This is a genomic window from Burkholderia sp. AU38729 (assembly GCF_020419725.1).
In the GTDB taxonomy this organism is placed as follows: domain Bacteria; phylum Pseudomonadota; class Gammaproteobacteria; order Burkholderiales; family Burkholderiaceae; genus Burkholderia.
The window spans coordinates 297,818-317,472 of sequence record NZ_JAIZQO010000002.1; the positions used below are offsets into that span (position 1 = coordinate 297,818).

Sequence of the window (19,655 nt, forward strand, 5' to 3'; positions counted from 1 at the left end):
TCGCGGAACGGTAGGCTCGCGAACCGAATGCCGATCGACGACGCGTATCATGGCCGCCATGCGATGCGACCGTGCTCCGGGGCACCGCACCCCGCGCGCCGGGCACCCGGATCGTCCGCACTTCGCTCGTCCAGAATCCGTTCATGACCACGCTGACCATCGCAATCTGCAACTACAACCACGGCGCGTACCTGCGCGAAGCGATCGATTCGGCGCTCGCACAAAGCGCGCCCGGCATCCGCGTGCTGGTCGTCGACGACGGTTCCACCGACGATTCGCGCGACATCATTCGCTCGTACGGCGAGCGCGTGACGGCGGTGTTCCAGGAGAATCGCGGTCAGGTCGCCGCCTACAACCGCGCGATCGAGCATCTCACGACGCGCTACGTGATCCTGCTCGACGCCGACGACCTGCTCTATGCCGACGCCGCGGCCCGCGTGCTGGCCGCGTTCGCATCCGGCGACTTCGTAAAGGTGCATTTCCGGCTCGACGTGATCGCGCGGGACGGTGCGATGACCGGGGCCAGCGTACCGCAGTCGGCCGTCGACACCGATTGCGGCCGCCTGTTGCGCGCGGGCTGGCTGTACCCGTCGCCGCCCGCATCGGGCAACGCGTATCGGGTCGATGCGCTCAAGCGCATCTTTCCGGTGCCTGTCACCCCGGACAATCTGCACGGTGCGGATTTCTACGCGATCTACGGTATCGCGTTGCTCGGCAACGTGCACATGATCGATGCGACGCTCGGCGGCTATCGCGTCCACCAGCAGCCAGGGACGCGCCCGTCCGTCGACACGCCGGCGCTTGCGCTCACCAATTCGGAAGACGCCGCGACGGGCGCGCTGAAAGCCGAACGCCGGTGGGCGACGCTGCGCATGCTCGCCGCCACGCGGCTGCACGAAGCATTGCCGATCGCGCCGCTCGACTTCGCGATCGAGAAGGCCCGCTTCGCCAGCACGCTCTATCACGCCCCGCTCGTGCGGCGCTGGCGCTGGTTCCTGTGCGAATCAGGACGCTACTGGCAAACCGTGCTGCGCAACCCGTTCTGGGGCGTTGCCAAGAAAGCGGCCGTAGCCGGGCTGTCGCTCGCATGCTTGCTGCCGTCGGCAACGCTCAGCAACCGCGCGATTCGCTATATCTCCAATCCGCTCGCGCGCGTGCGGAAGTCATCCGGCCATCACGCCGACGCGCGATAGCGTCGCCGAATCGCGCATTCGGTAAGCCATCGCACCCAGTGGGTCGCGCATGCGCTGCACAATGATCCGGACCAGTGGATTCACGCGCACTGACCGGACTTCGTCGTTGTCCCGGCTCCAGTCGTCGTAGTCGAACGCCGGTTTCGATGTTCGGAGGAATCGCGCCTGCACGTATGTCGCGGTATGGATTCCTCACGCTGCATCGTGTCCGGCGCCCTGCGGCAAGGTCGGCTCGGCATTCCAGCGGCGGAAACCATCACGCTGCCTCGTCGGCGCCAACCAGCGACTGTGACAGCAGGATCCAATGGCCGCGACTGCCATGCATTTATCAATCAGGAATGCATAGTTTCACGAACCGGATATCGAGACCGCAAGATTCGCCGGCGACTCATCGTCACGACGTGCGATGAATCTGCGAGCGAATCGCTGGACCCACAGATGACCCAACAAAAGATCGTTCATATCGCCGAAGCATTCGGTGGCGGCGTGCTTTCGATGCTGACCCATCTCGCCAACCATGCCGCAGCGACCGGCGTCGACGTGACGGTTCTGCACTCGATCCGACCGGAAACCCCGACCGATTTTTCGACGCTGTTCCTGCCCGGCGTGAAGCTCGTGTACGTCGACATGGCGCGCGAGGTGAGCGTCAAACAGGATCTGCGGAGCGTGCGTGCGCTGGCCCGGAGCCTGCGCGACTGCAAGCCGACCGCGATTCATCTGCACTCGTCGAAGGCCGGCGTACTGGGGCGAATCGCCGCCCGGATCGCCGCCCCGAACGCGAAGGTGCTCTACTCGCCGCACGGACTCTCGTTCCTGCGTCGCGACGTGTCGCGCATGAAGCAGTACGCCTATCTGAGCTTCGAACGCATCGCGGCGCACATCGGCGGCACCATCGTCGCGTGCTCGGGCAGCGAGCTCGCCGAGATCAGGGGAAAGGTCCGCGCGAAATCGACGGTCCTGGTGGAAAACGGTGTCGATGTGGCGGAGATCCCGCCGCGTCGAATGCGCGACGATCGCAAGGTCGTCATCGGGATGAGCGGTCGGGCGTCGTACCAGAAGAATCATCAGGCATTCGTGCGACTCGCCGACATGCTGCACGACGCGGACGTCGAGTTTCTCTGGATCGGCGGCAACGCGGCCGAGATTCCGGATCCCGGCCAGCGCGGAGCCGTCGTCTGCAGCGGCTGGATACCCCGCGCACGTGCGCTCGCGCTGACATCGGAACTGGACATCTACGTCCAGACTTCCCGCTGGGAAGGCATGCCGGTCGCGCTGATCGAAGCGCAGGTCGCCGGCATACCGGCCGTGGTGACGGACGTCGTGGGCAATCGCGACGTGGTGATTCACGGCGTGACCGGCTACGTCGCGTCGAACGCCGCCGAGATGGCCGCGTATCTGACGACGCTGCGCGACGACCGGCAGCTTCGCGAGCAAATGGGCGCGGCAGCCCGAAAACGGGCGATTCAGCGGTTTTCGATGAACGCGATTTTCCGGCAGTGGAATGCGCTCTACGGACTGGATACCGAGGAGCCGCGTGTCGACACGCGCGACTTCAAGCCGGTCGCACCGGATCACGTCAAAGCCTGATTCCGAATTCGATATCTTCTTGTTGACATGATCACTTTCAATAAACCGAAGCAACTCGTCTATAACGGCCGCTTCACCACGCAGAAGACGACCGGGGTGCAGCGCGTCGCGCGCGAGCTGATTGCCGCATTGATCAAGTTTCAGCCGCAGGATCCGGTGACCGTGCTGGTGCCTCCGCAACCCGGCGTCGAGGTCAGCGGCGCCAGGACGGTCAAGGTCGGCTTTTACAAGGGCGTGGTCTGGGAGCAGTTGGTGCTCCCGTTGTTCGCTCGCCGAGGCCGCATCGTCAATCTCAGCAATTCGGCATCCGTTTTCATCGGCAACCAGATCATCTACATGCACGATGCGGCGGTGTTCGACACGCCCGCACATTTCTCACGCCCGTTTCGCGTGTGGTACCGGATCATGTTCTGGATCCTCGCGCGAACCTCCGTTTGCGTGCTGACCAACTCCTATTTCTCACGGGATCGCCTTGCGCATCATTGCGGCGTGCCCGCGGAGAAGATCAGCGTCGTGCCGCTCGGTGCGGATCATCTCGATGCGCTGGAAGCGGACACGAGCGTGCTCGACAAGCATGCGCTGACACCCGGCCGCTTCGTGCTCGCGGTCAGCAGCATGAATCCGACCAAGAACTTCGCGCGGCTGATCGCGGCTTTCCGGCAGATCGACGATCCGTCGGTCGATCTCGTCATCGTCGGCATGCAGAACGCCACCGTATTCGGCAAGCAGGATCCTCTGTCGGCCGCCGAACCGAACGTCAAGTACGTCGGCTACATCAGCGACGAGCAATTGAAGGCGCTGTATCAGAACGCGGCGTGCTTCCTGTATCCGTCGATCTACGAAGGCTTCGGCATACCGCCTCTCGAGGCGATGCGCTGCGGCTGTCCGGCGGTCGTCGGCAAATCGGCCGCGCTGCCGGAAGTCTGTGCCGATGCGGCACTGTACTGCGATCCGTATTCCCAGGACGACATCGCACGGCAATTGCGGACCCTGCTCGATTCGGCCGAGCTCAGGGCCGAGCTCAAACGCAAGGGCAGCCTGCACGCGGAGAAATATCGCTGGCGCCGAAGCGCCGAGATGATGACGGAGATCTTCGAGGGGCTGTAGCGTTTCATCGCACGCCGGCGCCGCAACGGACGCCGGCGTGCCCGGCCGGCCGTACTGCTTATCCTGCGCTGATCGCGCTGCCGTTCGCGATCCGACCATTCGCAAACAAGCGCGTGCCCAGATACGACCGGATCGGTTCCTCGACGAATTTCGCGAGGACAGCGGCGGCCGCCATCGACAGCAACGCGGCAAGCATCGCCGTTCTGACAATGTGGCTCTCGGCCTGCGGCGCATACGCGAACACCAGCCTGCCGACCGGATAGTGCACACAGTAAAGCGGATACGAGATCCAGCCGAGGAACGCGCTGATCCGTGCAATCGTCTTGCCGCTCGGCGCGAGCGTCGCACCGCGATAGACCAACGCGGGGGCGACGAACAGCAGGATCGCCGCCGAATACGTTCCCTTGATCGACGTCGGAAACGCAATGACCAGCGCGAAGGCGACAAACAGCATGTAGTCGTTCTTGACGAGCCTGGCGATGAACCAATGCGGCTTCGCCGGGAGATTCGCCTCGTACATCTTTCCGATTGCCACGCCCAGGAGGAACCCGTAGCCGACCCGGAAGAATCCGCCCATGAAATTGTCGGCCGACCAACCCTGATTGAGGATGATCGAGACCTTGCCGTTGTCGAGGCCCACGAGCACGCCGTACACGACGAAAGCGCCGAAGCACGCGTATGCCAGCCTCATCAGGCGCCGCTCGCTCATCCTGATTGCGGCGATCAGCGCGACGCTCGCCACCAGCTCGAAGAACAGTGACCACGCCGGAGGATTCAGCGGAAACGCGCCGGGATCGTCTACCGCCGGCAAGCCGTGACCCGCGGCGCCGGCAAATCCGGATACCAGGAAACGGCCGAAATACGGAACGAAAAAATAATTCTGCCCGGCGGCTGCCGCCAGGTTGCCCAACGAAAACGCCGCCGACGATTGAATTCGCATGACGACGAGACTCACCAGCCCTATCGTCATCCCGATGCCTATCATCGGATACAGACGAATCACGCGTCGCTTCAGATACGCGCCCTGCCACGCTCCCTGAAGCAGTCTTTCGCCGTAAGAGTACGTGAGGATGAATCCGCTCAGCATGAAAAATACGTCTACCGAAAGATAGGCGCTCTGCAGTATCGGAATCGGCAGATCCTCGAGGAAATGCATGAACATCACGCTGATGGCCGCGATACCGCGCAATCCGTCCAGCGTTTCGAATTTCTGTTTATGTGTAGCCATGGACGGTAGCGGCAACCGAAAAATGATCAAGCGACTCGATGATGTCGATTCGGCGCGGCATGCCCCGTCGCGCGTGCCGGTGCCCTGGCAAACCAGCGGAATACGCCGATCAACAGGACGACCGGCACGAAATTACGCCCGCTGAACAGGTTCGGCGTTCGCATGATTTCCATGACCGAGACGAACAGCACCGCATGGATGCAGCACCAGCACCCGTTTCCGGTCCGCCAGCCCGCATAGCTTCGGCCAATCGCCCAGCCGAGCGCGATCGCATCGAGCAAACCTAACCATCCCCACTCGTAGAAGTGGACGAAAATTCCTGACGGATTGTTGAACTCGGGGTCGGCGTAGCTGTTCAGGAACAGGTTGATGCTGTCGCTCGAGTCGAGCCACGGCTGCAACGTCGCGCCGATGACGGGGAAGCGCAGCAGCCAGTCGAACGTGAACATCGGGTGGCCCTGGTTCCAGCCCAGCACACTCACGATTCCTGCGCCGTTGTTCAATGCAGTCGAGTAATACAGGCCCAGACGCTCGAGGGCAAAATCGAACAGGTTGTCGTAGATGTTGACGTAATAGGCTTCCCACGACCGGTTGTACTCGTTCGCGATGAACAGGCCGAACAGCAACGGAATCGCCGCATAAGGACCGAGCGTCAGCAGACGAGCATACCGTCCGCCGAGCCGGAACCGCACGACCATGAGCGCAAGCGGCATCACCATCTCGATCAGTGCAAGCCGTTCCGCGAAGATGAAGCTGCGCAGCAGCGTCAGCACCGCGAGCACGGCGAAATAGATCTTGTAGCGATTCAGGCCCTTTACCGGTGTCCTGAACACATAGAAATACAGCACGACAAACGGTGCCGTGGCCTGCGTGAACGTGCTGAGGCCCGTGATGCGCCCTTTCAGTTCAAGCATGTCATATGCATTCGCTTCGCCTCGCACGAACGCGATCAGCAGCGCCGGATGCAACAGGATGCCGCTCAGCAACAGCGCATAACCGAACAGCGCGAGCGCGAAGACGAAATCGAGCACGCGGGGCGACAGCGTCACTGCGGCGGGAGGCGGCCCGCGCCGCGTCCGAACCTCGGTCGTCGCGAGCCACGCCGCCGCGGTCAGCGCGATCAGGAACAACGCGCCGACAAACGCGTAGTAGCTGTCGAAATAGATCCGTGCGATCGATTTCTGTTCACCGAGCAGGCTCAGTGAAAGCAGGCCATACAGCGGCAGGATGAACATCAGCACGAGCCGCGCCGGATCTTCCCACCAATAGCCCGTATAACCGCCGGCGTGATCGCTCCTGCTTGCCGCTCTGCGCCGTGTTACCGCCCGCTCCCGCGGCCCGCCCCCCGTGCTGCCCGCTCGCCCGCTCACGACGCGCGCTCCACGCTTTGCCGCTGCGCCATCGCTCCGGCGTATCCGGACGCGGCCTGATGCGTATTCGTATCCGAGTAGCCGTAGTCGTACCGCCCCGGCGCGCCCTGGTAATCGTTCAGGATCACGCCGCGCACATCGATATGCGCGTGCTCGAGCCGTCGCGCGCTTTCGTCGAGCTCCGTCAGCGTCGTCACGCCGCTACGCGCGACGAGGAACACCGTGCCCGCCAGACGCCCCAGCACCAGCGCATCGGCGACCGGCAGCAGCGGCGGGCCGTCGAGCACCACCATGTCGTAGCGCGACGCGAGCTGCCCGATCAATTCGGCGAACGCGGGCTGCAGCAGCAGTTCGCCCGGATCGGGAACGACGCTGCCCATCGCAATGAAATCGAGGCCCGGTGTGACGCCGCGCTTGATTGCCTCGTCGAGCGCATGGGTGCCCGCCACCACGTCCGACAGCCCCGGCGCACGGCTATAGCGGAACCGGTCGTGCAGCGAACCCTTGCGCAGATCGGCGTCGATCAGCAGGACCCGCCGTTTCGCGGCACCGGCGAGCGACGCAATATTCGCAGCGACGAACGACTTGCCGACGCCCGTCGTCGGCCCGGAGATCAGCACGACCGGATTCAACGCGGCCGGCATCGCCAATTGCAGCGACGCGCGCAGACCGCGCAGGCTTTCGAGCGCGGCGTCCTGCGCGCCGACCGGCGCAATCGATGTGCGCGGACCGGGCCGGCCGGCCTTGGACCGCAGTTCCGCTGCCGCCGCGATCGCGCTGTGCGGGACGGTCGCGAACACCGGCAGCCCCGTCGCCCATTCGATTTCTTCCGCGTCGCCGATCGTGCCGACGACACGCTGCCGGGCGATCACGATCGCCGCGCCAGCCAGCAGGCCCACCATCAGGAGACCGACCACCGCAACCCCGCGATGCGGACCAATCGGCTGCTCGGCGATCTTCGCCGTATCGACGATCCGCACGGTGCCGGTCTTGCTGGCACGCGCGAGGACCATCTGCTGGCGCGTATTGAGCAGGTTCGTGTACAGCGCGGTATCCACGGCCACGTCGCGCTGCAGTTGCAGCACGCCCTGCTCCACGGTCGGCAGCTGCTGGATCTGCTTGCGTGTCGTGTCGAGCGAACGCTGCGCATCGGCGAGCTGCGCATCGACGGCGGCAACCGCCGGATGCTTCGGCATGAAGCGCGTCATCAGTTCCTCACGCCGCTGCTGCAGCGTCTGTACGCGCGTCTCGATGTCGACCGCCTGTTGACGCAATGCGAGCGCTTCGTCGCTCGTATTGACCGTCCCGTGCGATGCACGGAATGCATTGAAGCGGTTTTCCGCCGCCTCCAGTTGGGCCTTCAACTGCGGCAACTGGCCGTCCATATAGCGGATCAGCTTGTCGGCCGCCTCGGACTTGCGTTGCGTGTTCTGCGCCAGGTACGCGTCGCCGATCGCGTTCAGCACGCGGCTGTCCTGCACGGGATCGGTGCCGTCGAGCGTCACGCCAACCATGTTCGACTGCTTGCCGCGCTCCGAGATCAGCGCGTTCTTCTGCAGCCACGTGGACGCCTCCTCGTCGCTGTAACGCGTCAGGTCGAAGCGTGCGCCGGGCTTGCCGGCCACACCGCGCACGAACACGTCGATCGCGCCCTCCGGCGTCTCGACGTGCAACGGCTGGCCGATACGGCCCTGCCACATCGGCCCTTTCCGGCCGAACAGGCCGGTGCGCTGCAGCGTATAGGCGCCGTCATCGCCGACGGTCAACGCGAAGCGCTTGCCAAGCAGTCGTTTCGGCACGTCGAAGGTCGGCACGTCGATGCGCTCGGTGCCGTACACGTATCCGCCCGGCAACGGCGACGACAACCCGTCGGCGGCATTCACGAATCGCCAGCCGATCAGCGGCAGGTAATGCGGTCGGGTGTCGAGCGCGAGGTTGGTGCTGTCGATCGCGCGATCGAGCACCGCGCGGGATTTCAGCACCTCGATCTCCGTCGATGCATCCGTCTTCAGATCGAACACCGACGATGGATCGCCAGGCGGCGACGTCTGCTTCGAGTCGGTCTGGCTTTGCTCGACCTGGAACAGGATGTCGGTGCGGTAGACGGGGGCCGCGCACAGCGCATACAGGCCTCCGGCAATCGCGCCCGCAAGCGCCGTGCAAAGGATCAGGCGCCGGCCGCCATACAGCACGCTCCAGTAGCGGCGCACCGAATGGGACGGCCGCGGAATGCGCCCGCTGTGCGAGTCAGGCAGGGTCGAAGTATTCATACAGCCTCAGTCCCGTATGGCGCGACGCACCGTCGCGGTCACAAAATCCGCCGCGAATATCACGGCGAAATGGCCTTCGCCGTCAGCGCACCTTGCGCGGACGATGGAATCAGCAGGTTCACGACGCGGCTCCAGCGCACGAGCGACGACGCATCGACGAACACGACGTCGCGCCGCTCGAGCGGAAACTGGTCGGCGAGCGCGAACGACGCGGGCGAACTGCCGTCGAGGTGGTACACCCGCGGTCGGTTGTCCGGGCCACGGCGCACGACGAACACCTGGCGCGCGTCGGACGTGTACTGACTGACGCCGCCCGTGTCGCCGAGCGCCTCGCCGAGGCTCATCCGGCCGTCAGTCAATGTCAGCGTCGCGGGGCGCGACACCTCGCCGAGCACGAACACCTTCGCGTCGCTCGCCGCGCGCACGCGCACGAGATCGCCGTCGCGCAGCAGGATGTTCGACGGATTCACGCCCGCCGAAATCAATGCGGGCAGGCTCACGTTCACGGTCTTGTCGCCGCGCGTCACCGAAACCTGAGAGCGGTCTGCCGTCGGGGTGAAACCGCCCGCACGGTCGATCGCCTCGGGCAGCGTCATCGGCATGTCGTTGACGATCTGCAGACCCGGCGTGCGCACCTCGCCGTCGAGATAGACGCGCTTGCTGCGGTAGCTCTGCACGCGCAGCGAGAGCTGCGGCTTGCGCACGTATTCGCCGAGCCGCTTCATCAGCAGCGCGCCTGCCTGCGCCTCGGTCAACCCGGCCACGTGAACGAGGCCCGCGTAAGCGAACTGCACGTTGCCGTTCGCATCGACCGTGTAGCCCGTCGCGACCGAGCTGGCGCCGACCCCGTCGCCGCCACCGACCGTCTGCGTCGTCGGCAGGTTCAACTCGGGGTGGTCCCAGACGACGATGCCCAGCACATCGCCAGGGCCGATCGTGTACGGCACCGGCTTGCCGAACAGCTGGCGGATCTCCGCGTCGACGTTGGCCGGCCGCCCCGCATGATGCTGCGCGACGAAGGCCGGCGTGATCTCGATCAGATCCTCGCTCGACACGTTCTGCACGCCGTCGAGGCCGCCCGATCCCGATGCGTCGGCGCTCACGCGCGCATTCGCGTCGCGCTCGGCCGGCGGGTGATAAGTCATGCCGGGCGACAGCGCGCATGCGCTCAGTGCGCACGCGGCGGCCGCGATCGCCAGGCGCGACCGCCACGATGCGCGACGGGCGATGGTCCGGCCTGGCCTCGGCGTGCCGAGCGTCGATTCCGGTTGCGTGGTGATTGACATGATGTCCTTCCAAAACTGTGCGGTAACCCGCCGAACGCGGCGAATTCCGGCATTACGCTTGCCCAGCGCGGCTCGCATTGCATCGCCGCACCGCCCTCTTCACCGCACGTCACTCCATACGATTCGTCATGAACTTCTCTTCATCGCTTTCGTCGTTCGTCTGCATCGTGTCGGCCGGCTTCGTCTGTGCCGCCGGTGCGCAGACGCTGTCCAGCAGCCCCGCCGACACCCCGTCCTTTGCGTCGTCGACGCTACCGGGCCCGGTGCCGCCCCAGCGTTCGGCGCAAGCGGCGGTCGCACGCGCGGCCGCCGAACCTGCCACGCCCGCATCCGCGAATGCCGCGCCCGCGCTCACGCGTCCCGCCGCGAGCGCCGCCGTTCAGCCCGACCCGCGCGCCCACAGCACGTTGCGCCGGCCGCTCGTACCGGCGCGCCCGCATCGCGCGCAGGTGGCCGGTACACCGGCCGACGACGCATGGGGCAGTGGCACGTTGTACGCATCGCCCTACGCGAAATCACCCTTTGACGCGCCAGCCGATCCGGACTGAAGCACCCGGCCGGTCATGCCTCGGCATGACCGCGCATGCATCGATAAGGGATTGGACACCACGGCAAACGGCGCGTCTGTGAGCAACCCCACCGAACGCCCATCTTCATACGCGGGCGCGATCGCACCCCGACGCGCCACTGCGAGCAACGCATGCGGCACAGCGCCCGTCACGGCCGGCCGACCGACACGCTCCCGTACGATCCTGCGGCCGCTTCGAGCGTGGCAGGATCGGAAACGCGCACGACCGGCCTCGCCGAATCACGGCCGAGCGCCTGCATGCAAAGCCCGATCACGATGTCCGTGCCGACCGCGCCGTACACCGCGTGATCGACCTGCGGCTCGAGATGCAGTCGCACGTGACGCGAGCGCCTGAACGCGCGCTCGATCGCACCGAAGTGGCGCCGCACGTCGTCGATGCCGGGATCGAGCGCGCCGTACACCAGCGTCGTCCGGACATTGCGTTGCGCCAGCACGTGCATCACGCCGCGTGGCGTACCGGCGCGCGGCTTCCAGCCGAAGCGCGCGGCGGCCTCTTTCATCGGCACGCTGACCCGCGCGATCGCATTGGCGGCGACGGCCCCCACGATCGGTCGCAAATCGCGCCGTTCGCGCACGAGGCCCTTCCACTTTTTCCAGTCGCGCACCGATAGCCAGTAGCCGCGCACCGAATTGTTCCGCTGCTTCTGCACCGCCTCCAGCGAGAGCCCGGCCGGCCACACGAAACGCGCCAGGTTGATCGCGATCACGCCGCCGAGCGACGGCGTCTTCACGGCCGCATGCAATGCCGCATAGGCGCCCGAACAGATGCCGGTTGCGATCACCTCTGGGTAGCCGAGTGCACGCAGCCAGTCCGCGGCGGCCGCCACGTCGTCGCTCGACTGCGGTGCATACACGACCGGCGCCTGGTCGTCGGGCGCGGCAGCCCCGCTGTCGCCCACGCCATGCACGTCGATCCTCAGCGTCGTCACGCCGGCGCGTGCGAGCGTGCGCGCGAGGCGCACGCTGAAGCGCCCTTCTCCGCTGCGCGGATTCGTCGACGTGTTCGCGATCACGAGTGCCGGAGCGACGGGATTTGCCGGCCCCGTATCCGCGGGACGGCACAGCACGCCGACCACCCGGTCCGGCCCTACCGCGACGACCTGCTCGGTCATGTCCGTCATGTCGAGCGCGACAGCCGGCGCTCCATTCCATGACGGGTCCAGCGGCCGCGCGGGGTCGATACCTGTCGCCGCGCGCGGTGCCCGTTCGGCGATCCAGTTCGCGAGCGTGTCGATCGCCTCGAGCGGCAGGCGCGAGCGCGTACCGTCCAGCATCGTCGTCGACCATTCGCGGAACGAGTCGGTGGCCACGTCGACGCCGCGAGCGAGCAGTGCATCGCGCAACGCAGGGCCATCCCCCTGATCGGGATCGATCAGCAGCACCGCGCCGGGCAACGTCGCTGCATCGCGCACGACGTCGCACAGATCGACCGCCTTCAGCGCATCGACGAAATCGTCGGGAAAGCGGTGCCCGAGCACGTTCATGCACGGTTCGTCTCGATGTGCGGCACGAATGGCCGGCGACGTGATGTCGAGCCACTGGCGATGCACGAACGACATCTCGCGCAGGTACGCGCGCCCACGCACGACGGGCGCGAAGGCCGCCAATGCGTCGACGCGCGGCGACGGACGCTGGCCGTTGTCCGCGGCGGCCAGCATCGCGAACAGCGCGCCCGCACGGATTCCGACGAGCGTCAGCGACGCGACACCGACCTGGTCGCGCAGCATGTCGATCGCATCGTGAATGCTGTCGATGCACGCGGCATACCGACCGGCATCGAGATCGTCGCCCGCGGAGTCACCACTGCACGGATAGTTGAACCGCAGCACCGTGACGCCGTCGCTGGCAAGGCGTTCGGCGATCGCCCGCATGAGCTTGTGCGTCCACGATGCCTCGTGGCCCAATGCCTCGCACAGGACCACCCCTTGTGTCGTCTGTCCCTCGTGCAGCCACCCCACGCAGCTGCCGAATGTAATCGGCTTCAATCGGTACTCCTCGGATCGGTATTTTTATCGGACGCGGACGCGTGTTCCGGCGGCTCCACCGAAATGAGCGATTCCACGATCGTGCGACTGCTCGACGAACACACGGCGGCGCCCCCAGCCGCGCCCCTGCGCGGCCCGCCCTGTTTCGTTCGTTACCCTGCCCGCATGCCCGCGGGAGGTGATGTTGCGTGCCCGGCACGCCGTCACGGTTTGCGCCGGGAACCCGTGCGGCGTGAGCCAAAACTGTGCGCTCGATTAAAGCACCCGGTTCGAGCGTCCTTCGGTGCGCCAGCTTACAAATGGATTCATCACTGTCGCGATACGACGACGCGCGACGGCGTGCGCGGTGTCGGGATCCACGCATACGTGCGCACGGCATCCGCGAACGGTAGGCTCGCGAACACAGTCGTCTCGTGCGGCCGGTATCATGGCCGCCATACGATGATGTGGCCGTGCCCGGCGACGCCGGACGCGCCACCCACCCATGAATCCGGGTCAGCGCCGACCGGATGCACACACGCATCGCGGCCCCATGCCGCCGCACCGCGACACCCACGGCGCCGACCGAGCGAATGTCTAACCTCAAGAAGAACTTCCTGCTGCTGCTGACGTTGCAGATTTCGATGTACGCGGTGCCGCTGATGATCGCGCCGCTGCTGACGCACGCACTGGGGCCTGAAGGCTACGGCCAACTCGCGTTCTCGCTCGCGGTCATCGCCTACCTGACCAACTGCACGAGCTACAGCTTCGACCTGACCGCCACGCCGCGCATCGCGCTCGCCCGCGACGACCGCGCCGAGCGCTCCCGTATCTTCTGGGCGACGTTGTACGCCCAGATCGGCATCGCCGTCATCTGCTTCATCGTGCTGGTCGCGCTGACTTTCCTGTTCAAGCGCTTCGGCGAGGACCGCGATCTGCTGCTGATCGGTTTCGGCATGGTGGCCGGCGTGGCGTTTACGCCGGGTTGGTATTTCCAGGGCATGGAGAAACTGCGCGCGCTGAGCGTGATCCTGTTCATCGGCCGCATCCTGAGCCTGCCCGCGATGTTCGCGCTCGTGCACAGCCCGGCGGACATCGACCGCGCGATGATCGTCAACGCAGCCGTCCCGACGCTGTCCGCGATCGTGCTGGCCATCTACCTTTATGCGCAGCGCGAAATCGACTTCATTCGCGTGGAGTTCTCCGACATCGCGGAATCGCTGAAAGGCGGCTGGCAGGTGTTCCTCGCGTCGACGTCCATCGCGTTCTATGCGTCGACCAACACCGTGCTGCTCGGCTTCGTATCGGGCAACGTCGCGGCAGGCTACTTCGCCGCCGGCGACAAGCTGATCCGTGCGGCGCTCAGCATGCTGCAACCGCTGAAGGCCGCCACCTATCCGCGCATCAACTACCTGATGCGGCACGCGCGCAACGATGCGTTCTCGTTCCTGCGCAAGCTGTTCGTCGTGCAGGTTGCGATGGTGCTCGGCATCTCGCTCGCGATCTTCTTCGGCGCGCCGCTCGCCGTACGCATCCTGTATGGCCCTTCGTACGAACCGACGGTCCAGGTGCTGCGCTGGATGGCCTTCATTCCGTTCATGGCCGGCATGACCGACCTGTTCGGTGTGCAGACGATGCTGCCGCTCGGGATGAAGTCCGCATTCACGCGCATCCTGATGTCATCGGGCATTCTGAACATCGTGCTGGTACCCGTGCTCGCCAAGTACTTCGCCGAGCTGGGCGCAGCCGCCGCCGTGCTGACGGCCGAGGCGGCGGTCGCCACGGCGCTCGCCACCGTCGTCTATCGCGCCGGGATTCCGCTTCCCGGCAGTCCGGTCGCGCGACGCGGCTAGCGCGAGGTGGCTGGCATCGGACGGTGTTCCGTTCGATGCGCGCGCAACGAACCGCACCGTGCCACACGCCTCCTGATTGCCCGCCGCCTCCGCACGCTCGCACACGGGTACTTCTTACTCCTCCGCGCACGCTCGATCGGGAACGATGACCGTCTTTCCGCCCCGCTACGCGCCCCTACGAAATAAAGATCACACGTATCGGTAGAAACACCGATGCTGTAGTCAAACTACATTTGTACGATTGGTCGCTGCAGAGAATCGCTACATCCGATTCGGCAGCGCCGGGCGGTCCGCGTCGCCGTCCTCGAGGTTCGATCGGGCCCAACCGGCCGTAACGATTCCCCGCCTGGCCCGGCATGCCGACGCGCAACCACCCAGCATCGCCAGCCAATTGCGTCCGGTGCGAATCCACCGGACGTGCGCAGCTCCAGACATCATCCGAACAACCGGCAATACGATCATGGAGAGCAACATGCGGGACACACTCTGGCCGGCCGTCGTGCTGGCAGCGACCCTCTGCACCACCGCGTACGCGGGCGACGCCGATTTCAACGCGCAGGGCGACGCGACCGACGCATTCGCGTCGGCCGCGGCGGTTCGGCGCGCTGACTGGCTCGTGCGCAAGATGACGCTCGACGAAAAACTTCAATTCATTCATTCGCAATACGAAATGTCAAAGGTGCCGGGCGGCGGCGCCGGCTACATCCAGGGTGTGCCGCGCCTCGGCATTCCCGACCTGAACATGGTCGATTCGGCGACCGGCTCCGGCAGCACGTCGCAGGCCAGCACGACGTTCCCCGCGACGATCGCCGTCGCCGCGAGCTGGGATCGCCGCCTGTCGTACGACTACGGCAAGCAGGTCGCGATCCAGTTGCGCGCGCAAGGATTCGGCATGGGCCTCGCCGGCGGCACCAACCTCGCGCGCGAACCGCGCGGCGGCCGCCTGTTCGAGTATCTCGGCGAGGATCCGCTGCTGGCCGGCGACCTGCTCGCCGAACGCACGCTCGCCACGCAGCGGCAGAAAGTCATCGCGACCATCAAGCACTACGCGGGCAACGAGCAGGAGCACGGCCGGATGGGCGGCAACACGCAGATCGACGAGCGCACGCTGCGCGAGCTGTACCTGCTGCCGTTCGAGATCGCCGCGAAGCGCGGGCGGCCCGGCAGCGTGATGTGCAGCTACAACCGCTTGAACGGCACCTATGCGTGCGAGAACCCCCATCTCCTGAACGACGTGCTGAAGAACGAATGGGGCTTCCAGGGCCAGGTGCAGTCCGACTGGGGCGCCACGCACAGCACCGCCGCCGCGATCAACGCCGGGCTCGACGAGGAAGAAGACGTCGGGCCGAGCGTGTACCTGACGCCGGCGGCGGTCAAGCAGGCGATCGCGAACGGCTCGGTGTCGACCGCGCGCCTCGACGACATGGTGCGCCGCAAGCTCGCCGTGATGATCCGCGTCGGCGTGATGGACGATCCGGCCAAGGGCGGCGGCACGATCGATTTCGCGGCCGGCAACCGGTTCGCGCAATCCGCTTCCGAGCAGTCGATCGTTCTGCTGAAGAACGACGGCAACCAGTTGCCGCTCGCCGCGTCGGCGCTGTCGCGGATCGCCGTGATCGGCGGCCATGCCGATGCGGCCGTGCTGTCGGGCGGCGGCTCGGGCAACACGCGCGACCCCGTGTCGGGATCGTTCGCGGGCTGCGGCGGCCTGACGTTCGGGTCATCGACGGGGTGCAGCTGGTGGCGCAATCCGTGGTTGAAGGTGGACGTGCCGATCGTCGCGGCGATCCGTGCGCTCGCGCCGGCCGCGCAGGTCACGTATGCCGGCAACAGCGATCAGCAGTCGCCGTTCCGCGCGTACACGCAGCAGGAGATCGACCAGGCCGCGGCACTCGCGGGCCGCTCGGACGTCGCGATCGTCGTGGTCGCGCAGCCGGCCGGCGAGGATTTCGGCGATCTCCAGAGCCTGAAACTCGCGAACCCGTCGAACCAGGATGCACTCGTCGAAGCCGTCGCGCGCGCGAATCCGCACACGATCGTCGTCGTCCAGAGCGGCAACCCGGTGCTGATGCCGTGGAAGGACAACGTGTCGGCCATCGTCGAGGCGTGGTATCCGGGCGAAGCCGGCGGCAAGGCGATCGCGAACGTGCTGTTCGGCGCGGTCAATCCGTCCGGCAAGCTGCCCGTCACGTTCCCCGCGCGCGATCAGGATTCGCCGACGTGGGGGCAAAACGGCGCGTTCGACAACGATCCCGTCTATGCGGAAAAGCTGAACATGGGCTATCGCTGGTATGACGCGCACAACATCAAGCCGATGTTCGAGTTCGGCTACGGGCTGTCGTACACGCATTTCGCGTATTCGGGGCTGTCGGTGTCGAAGCAATGGGACGGTGCACTGAGCGTCGCGTTCACGGTGCGCAACGACGGGCGCGTCGCCGGCGCGGAAACGCCGCAGGTCTATCTCGGCGTGCCGTACAAGGACGAGCCGCCGAAGCGGCTGGTCGGCTGGGAGAAGATCCGGCTGAATCCGGGCGAGGCGCGGCGTGTGCACGTGACCGTGTCACCGCGGATGCAGAGCGTGTGGGATACGTCGCGTAACGGCTGGCGCGTGGTGCCGGGTGGGACGGTGTACATCGGTGCGTCGTCGCGGGATATCCGGTTGCAGGGGCACTGAGCGGTCATCACCCGACGGAAGCGCCGCGTGCGTCGTGCGCGGCGCTTCCGTATTCACTCATCCGCAAACGCGCACCTTACCGGAACAACAGCGCCAGCACCGTCGCGAGCGCGGCAATCGCGGCGATCCCCGCCGCCAGCCCGGCGAGATGCGCGACGACCACCAGGCCGGCCGGCAATCGCGCGGATGCCGAGCCGCAGGGCTCACCCGCCGACCCGGCCCGCGACCGGAACACAGCGCCGGCCATCACACCCCACTCCCTTCGAGCGTATCGAGCAACGGCCTGGCCAGATGCAGGACCTGATACACCGGACCTGCGCCGCCGTCGTCCGGCTCCTGCTCCGATACAAGCACGCGCGTCAGCCGCCAGCGCAGCGGATCGAGGCTGACGGCGGCCGCAACCGTACCCTGCCGCGCCGCCACATCGCGATTGCGCTCGACTTCCCGTGCCAGCGTCGCATCGAGGTCGGCGTCCGCCGGAATATCGACGGCCTCCAGCCGCACGAAGCGTCCCGTCGACGCGCTGCCCTTGCGCGCATCGAGCGCGACCTGCACATCGATCGGCGCGCGCCCGAAACTGTCCGTCACGACCCGATAGCGGCCGTCCGTGACGAACCGGGCGAACGCCTGTTCATCGCGCCAAAGATAAAGCGACGCATAGCCGTTTTCCGTCGCACCGTAGCGGCCCGCCTCGCGCAGCAGAAACGCCTTGAACACGAGATCCGGCGTGTCGTCCCAGAGCCTGCCGCGCTCGCGCACGCGATTGCGGATGATGTCGAGGTCGTAGTCCGCCGGCAGGCGGTGCACGTAGTACGCGGTCAGCATGATCGACTCCTTGGATTGACAAGGTAGATTCCGAACGGCTCGAGAACAGCGTAGAAGACCTTGAATCATTTGAAAAGACGATGGCAGAATATTTCAATGATTCATTTTCTCAATGGATGAGTGCGTGATGAAAACGCTCGACATCGAAGCCGTGCAGGCGTTCGTGCTGACCGCCGACCTCAAGAGCTTCACGCGGGCCGCCGAGGCGATGGACACGACGCAGTCCGCGGTGAGCCTGAAGATCAAGCGACTTGAAGACGGCCTCGGCCGCCGTTTGCTGGAACGCACGCCGCGGCAGGTTCGCCTGTCGGCCGACGGCTCCGCGTTCCTGGAACCCGCGCGCGAGCTCGTAGCGGCTCACCAGGGTGCGGTCGGCGCGTTCGGCGCCGGCCAGCGGCGGCTGGTGATCGGCGTGAGCCATCATGCCGTCGGCGCCGATCTGCCGATGCTGCTTCGGCGCATGAGCGAAGCGGAACCGGGGCTCGTGCTGGAGATCCGGGTCGCCGCGTCGCGCGACGTACTCGATGCGTTCGATCGCGGCCAGCTCGACGCCGCCGTCGCGCTACAGCACGGCAGCCGGCGGCTCGATGGGGAAACCCTGCTGTCGGAGTCGTTCGGCTGGATGGCCGCGACCGATTTCGACTACCATCCGCCGCAACCGCTGCGGCTCGCGACGCAGGCCGAGCCGTGCAGCGTGCGCCACATGGCGATCGGCGCGCTGGACGAAGCCGGTGTCGCGTGGACTGAAGTGTTCGTCGGCGGCGGCGTGGCGACGATCGGCGCGGCGGTGTCCGCGGGGCTGGCCGTCGCCGCGCTCGGGCATCGCGTGGCGCCCGTCGGGACGGTCGACGTGGGCGCGCGATACGGGCTGCCGCCGTTGCCGGCGCGCGACGTCGTGCTCTACTCGAACCTGACCGATGCGCGGGCCCGGCAGGCGCTGCGCACGCTGGGCGCGGCGCTGCGGTCGTCGGTCGGCGCGCGGTGAGGTTTCGCTCGAACAGCCCGCAGAACAATATGCACCCGCTGGACGAACTGGTAAACGAACGCGATTCAGCGCTCCCGACGTTGATCGAATGGGCGGCAGCAGCCCGTCACCGTTGCGAAATACTGCCCGCATCCGATCGGCGTGGCGAAGTGCTCTCAGCACTTCAGGTATCCACGCGTTCGACCCTGGGGGCAATCGCCTATTCGACCGGCGGCATCCTGGTGGACGGAGGCTACCTTCGTCTGCTTGGCTCACGCCATCCCAGACTGCTCAGAGACATCGTCGGCTGGAACACCGGGCGATCGTCCGGTTTCCTGTTGATCGCAGACGATGCCGTCGGCGGCTTCCTCGCATTGAACGGCGACGCACTCGGCGAAGACACTGGTTCGGTGTACTACCTTGCACCCGACACCTTGGGATGGGAGCCCCTCGAAATCACAGCGACTTCGTGCGCTGGTCGCTCGGCGAGACGCTGCATGACTTCTATACGAGCTCGCGCTGGCCCGGCTGGCAAGCCGAGGTTCAGCATCTGACGACGGATCAATGCTTCAGCTTTTATCCGTTCCTGTGGACAAAAGATGGATCAGTCGAACACAGCAGCCGCAAGGCGGTCAGCGTATCCGAGCTATACGCGCTCCATGTCGCCCCCGGATCCGCGAAGGTATCCAGGATTCGTGCGTGAGCCGGGCCAGGACTCGGGCCTCGACGTTGCATCGTCCGCGGT

14 protein-coding genes and 1 pseudogene are annotated in these 19,655 nt (G+C 66.0%); 8 read left to right on the top strand and 7 right to left on the bottom strand.

The features are described 5' to 3' along the window. Positions 1-143 precede the first annotated feature (143 nt). The 3 genes from LGM56_RS06385 to LGM56_RS06395 all read left to right on the top strand — a co-directional run bounded on the left by LGM56_RS06385 (position 144) and on the right by LGM56_RS06395 (position 3,887). Entirely contained in the window at positions 144-1,193 is a 1,050-nt protein-coding gene (locus tag LGM56_RS06385; protein WP_226203606.1) for a glycosyltransferase family 2 protein, read from the top strand. Between the two features lie 438 nt (positions 1,194-1,631). After that, a complete protein-coding gene (locus tag LGM56_RS06390; RefSeq protein WP_226204207.1) occupies positions 1,632-2,780 on the top strand; it encodes a glycosyltransferase in 1,149 nt (382 codons plus the stop codon). 27 nt (positions 2,781-2,807) lie between these two features. After that, positions 2,808-3,887 carry a glycosyltransferase family 4 protein gene (locus tag LGM56_RS06395; protein ID WP_226203608.1) on the top strand — a complete coding sequence of 360 codons (1,080 nt, stop codon included), beginning with the start codon at positions 2,808-2,810 and terminating at the stop codon, positions 3,885-3,887. 58 nt (positions 3,888-3,945) lie between these two features. Here LGM56_RS06395 and LGM56_RS06400 read toward each other — a convergent pair whose 3' ends face one another. Genes LGM56_RS06400 through LGM56_RS06415 form a run of 4 tightly spaced genes read right to left on the bottom strand, consistent with a single transcriptional unit; the run spans position 3,946 to position 10,041 of the window. Next, entirely contained in the window at positions 3,946-5,115 is a 1,170-nt protein-coding gene (locus tag LGM56_RS06400) for an acyltransferase family protein (protein ID WP_089497124.1), read from the bottom strand. 26 nt (positions 5,116-5,141) lie between these two features. Beyond that, a complete protein-coding gene (locus LGM56_RS06405; protein WP_226203610.1) occupies positions 5,142-6,485 on the bottom strand; it encodes an oligosaccharide repeat unit polymerase in 1,344 nt (447 codons plus the stop codon). Beyond that, the gene (locus LGM56_RS06410; protein WP_226203611.1) at positions 6,482-8,755 is read right to left on the bottom strand and encodes a polysaccharide biosynthesis tyrosine autokinase; all 2,274 of its coding nucleotides are present in this window, start codon (positions 8,753-8,755) and stop codon (positions 6,482-6,484) included. Before LGM56_RS06410 ends, LGM56_RS06405 begins: the two co-directional genes overlap by 4 nt. A gap of 59 nt (positions 8,756-8,814) precedes the next feature. Next, positions 8,815-10,041, bottom strand: a complete 1,227-nt coding sequence (locus tag LGM56_RS06415; RefSeq protein ID WP_089497127.1) for a polysaccharide biosynthesis/export family protein — start codon at positions 10,039-10,041, stop codon at positions 8,815-8,817. A 128-nt stretch (positions 10,042-10,169) separates the two neighbouring features. On the opposite strand from LGM56_RS06415, the gene LGM56_RS06420 reads away from it, so the two are divergent. Then, positions 10,170-10,589: a hypothetical protein gene (locus tag LGM56_RS06420; RefSeq protein WP_226203613.1), complete on the top strand. Its 420-nt coding sequence runs from the start codon at positions 10,170-10,172 to the stop codon at positions 10,587-10,589. A gap of 169 nt (positions 10,590-10,758) precedes the next feature. Here the strand turns inward: LGM56_RS06420 and LGM56_RS06425 are convergent, their stop codons facing one another. Then, a complete protein-coding gene (locus LGM56_RS06425) occupies positions 10,759-12,615 on the bottom strand; it encodes a serine aminopeptidase domain-containing protein (RefSeq protein ID WP_226203615.1) in 1,857 nt (618 codons plus the stop codon). 572 nt (positions 12,616-13,187) lie between these two features. Between LGM56_RS06425 and LGM56_RS06430 the strand changes: the two genes are divergently transcribed. Next, the gene (locus LGM56_RS06430) at positions 13,188-14,447 is read left to right on the top strand and encodes an oligosaccharide flippase family protein (protein ID WP_226203618.1); all 1,260 of its coding nucleotides are present in this window, start codon (positions 13,188-13,190) and stop codon (positions 14,445-14,447) included. A gap of 472 nt (positions 14,448-14,919) precedes the next feature. Further along, complete coding sequence (locus LGM56_RS06435; RefSeq protein WP_226203620.1) at positions 14,920-17,121, top strand: glycoside hydrolase family 3 C-terminal domain-containing protein; 2,202 nt, start codon at positions 14,920-14,922, stop codon at positions 17,119-17,121. A 76-nt stretch (positions 17,122-17,197) separates the two neighbouring features. Here the strand turns inward: LGM56_RS06435 and LGM56_RS06440 are convergent, their stop codons facing one another. Continuing rightward, on the bottom strand, positions 17,198-17,368 hold the full coding sequence (locus LGM56_RS06440; RefSeq protein WP_179254904.1) for a hypothetical protein: 171 nt from the start codon (positions 17,366-17,368) through the stop codon (positions 17,198-17,200). After that, on the bottom strand, positions 17,368-17,946 hold the full coding sequence (locus LGM56_RS06445; protein WP_226203622.1) for a DUF4865 family protein: 579 nt from the start codon (positions 17,944-17,946) through the stop codon (positions 17,368-17,370). Before LGM56_RS06445 ends, LGM56_RS06440 begins: the two co-directional genes overlap by 1 nt. Positions 17,947-18,073: 127 nt before the next feature. Here LGM56_RS06445 and LGM56_RS06450 point away from each other — a divergent pair, with 127 nt between their 5' ends. After that, entirely contained in the window at positions 18,074-18,931 is an 858-nt protein-coding gene (locus tag LGM56_RS06450) for a LysR family transcriptional regulator (RefSeq protein ID WP_089497133.1), read from the top strand. 29 nt (positions 18,932-18,960) lie between these two features. Further along, positions 18,961-19,613: pseudogene (locus LGM56_RS06455) on the top strand (DUF2625 family protein). Positions 19,614-19,655: the final 42 nt, after the last annotated feature.

Excerpts from the sequence above, each read along its gene's own strand:
- LGM56_RS06385 (WP_226203606.1), top strand. The coding sequence starts at position 144 with ATGACCACGCTGACCATCGCAATCTGCAACTACAACCACGGCGCGTAC.
- LGM56_RS06390 (WP_226204207.1), top strand. The coding sequence starts at position 1,632 with ATGACCCAACAAAAGATCGTTCATATCGCCGAAGCATTCGGTGGCGGC.
- LGM56_RS06395 (WP_226203608.1), top strand. The coding sequence starts at position 2,808 with ATGATCACTTTCAATAAACCGAAGCAACTCGTCTATAACGGCCGCTTC.
- LGM56_RS06400 (WP_089497124.1), bottom strand. The coding sequence starts at position 5,115 with ATGGCTACACATAAACAGAAATTCGAAACGCTGGACGGATTGCGCGGT.
- LGM56_RS06410 (WP_226203611.1), bottom strand. The coding sequence starts at position 8,755 with ATGAATACTTCGACCCTGCCTGACTCGCACAGCGGGCGCATTCCGCGG.
- LGM56_RS06415 (WP_089497127.1), bottom strand. The coding sequence starts at position 10,041 with ATGTCAATCACCACGCAACCGGAATCGACGCTCGGCACGCCGAGGCCA.
- LGM56_RS06420 (WP_226203613.1), top strand. The coding sequence starts at position 10,170 with ATGAACTTCTCTTCATCGCTTTCGTCGTTCGTCTGCATCGTGTCGGCC.
- LGM56_RS06430 (WP_226203618.1), top strand. The coding sequence starts at position 13,188 with ATGTCTAACCTCAAGAAGAACTTCCTGCTGCTGCTGACGTTGCAGATT.
- LGM56_RS06435 (WP_226203620.1), top strand. The coding sequence starts at position 14,920 with ATGCGGGACACACTCTGGCCGGCCGTCGTGCTGGCAGCGACCCTCTGC.
- LGM56_RS06440 (WP_179254904.1), bottom strand. The coding sequence starts at position 17,368 with ATGGCCGGCGCTGTGTTCCGGTCGCGGGCCGGGTCGGCGGGTGAGCCC.
- LGM56_RS06445 (WP_226203622.1), bottom strand. The coding sequence starts at position 17,946 with ATGCTGACCGCGTACTACGTGCACCGCCTGCCGGCGGACTACGACCTC.
- LGM56_RS06450 (WP_089497133.1), top strand. The coding sequence starts at position 18,074 with ATGAAAACGCTCGACATCGAAGCCGTGCAGGCGTTCGTGCTGACCGCC.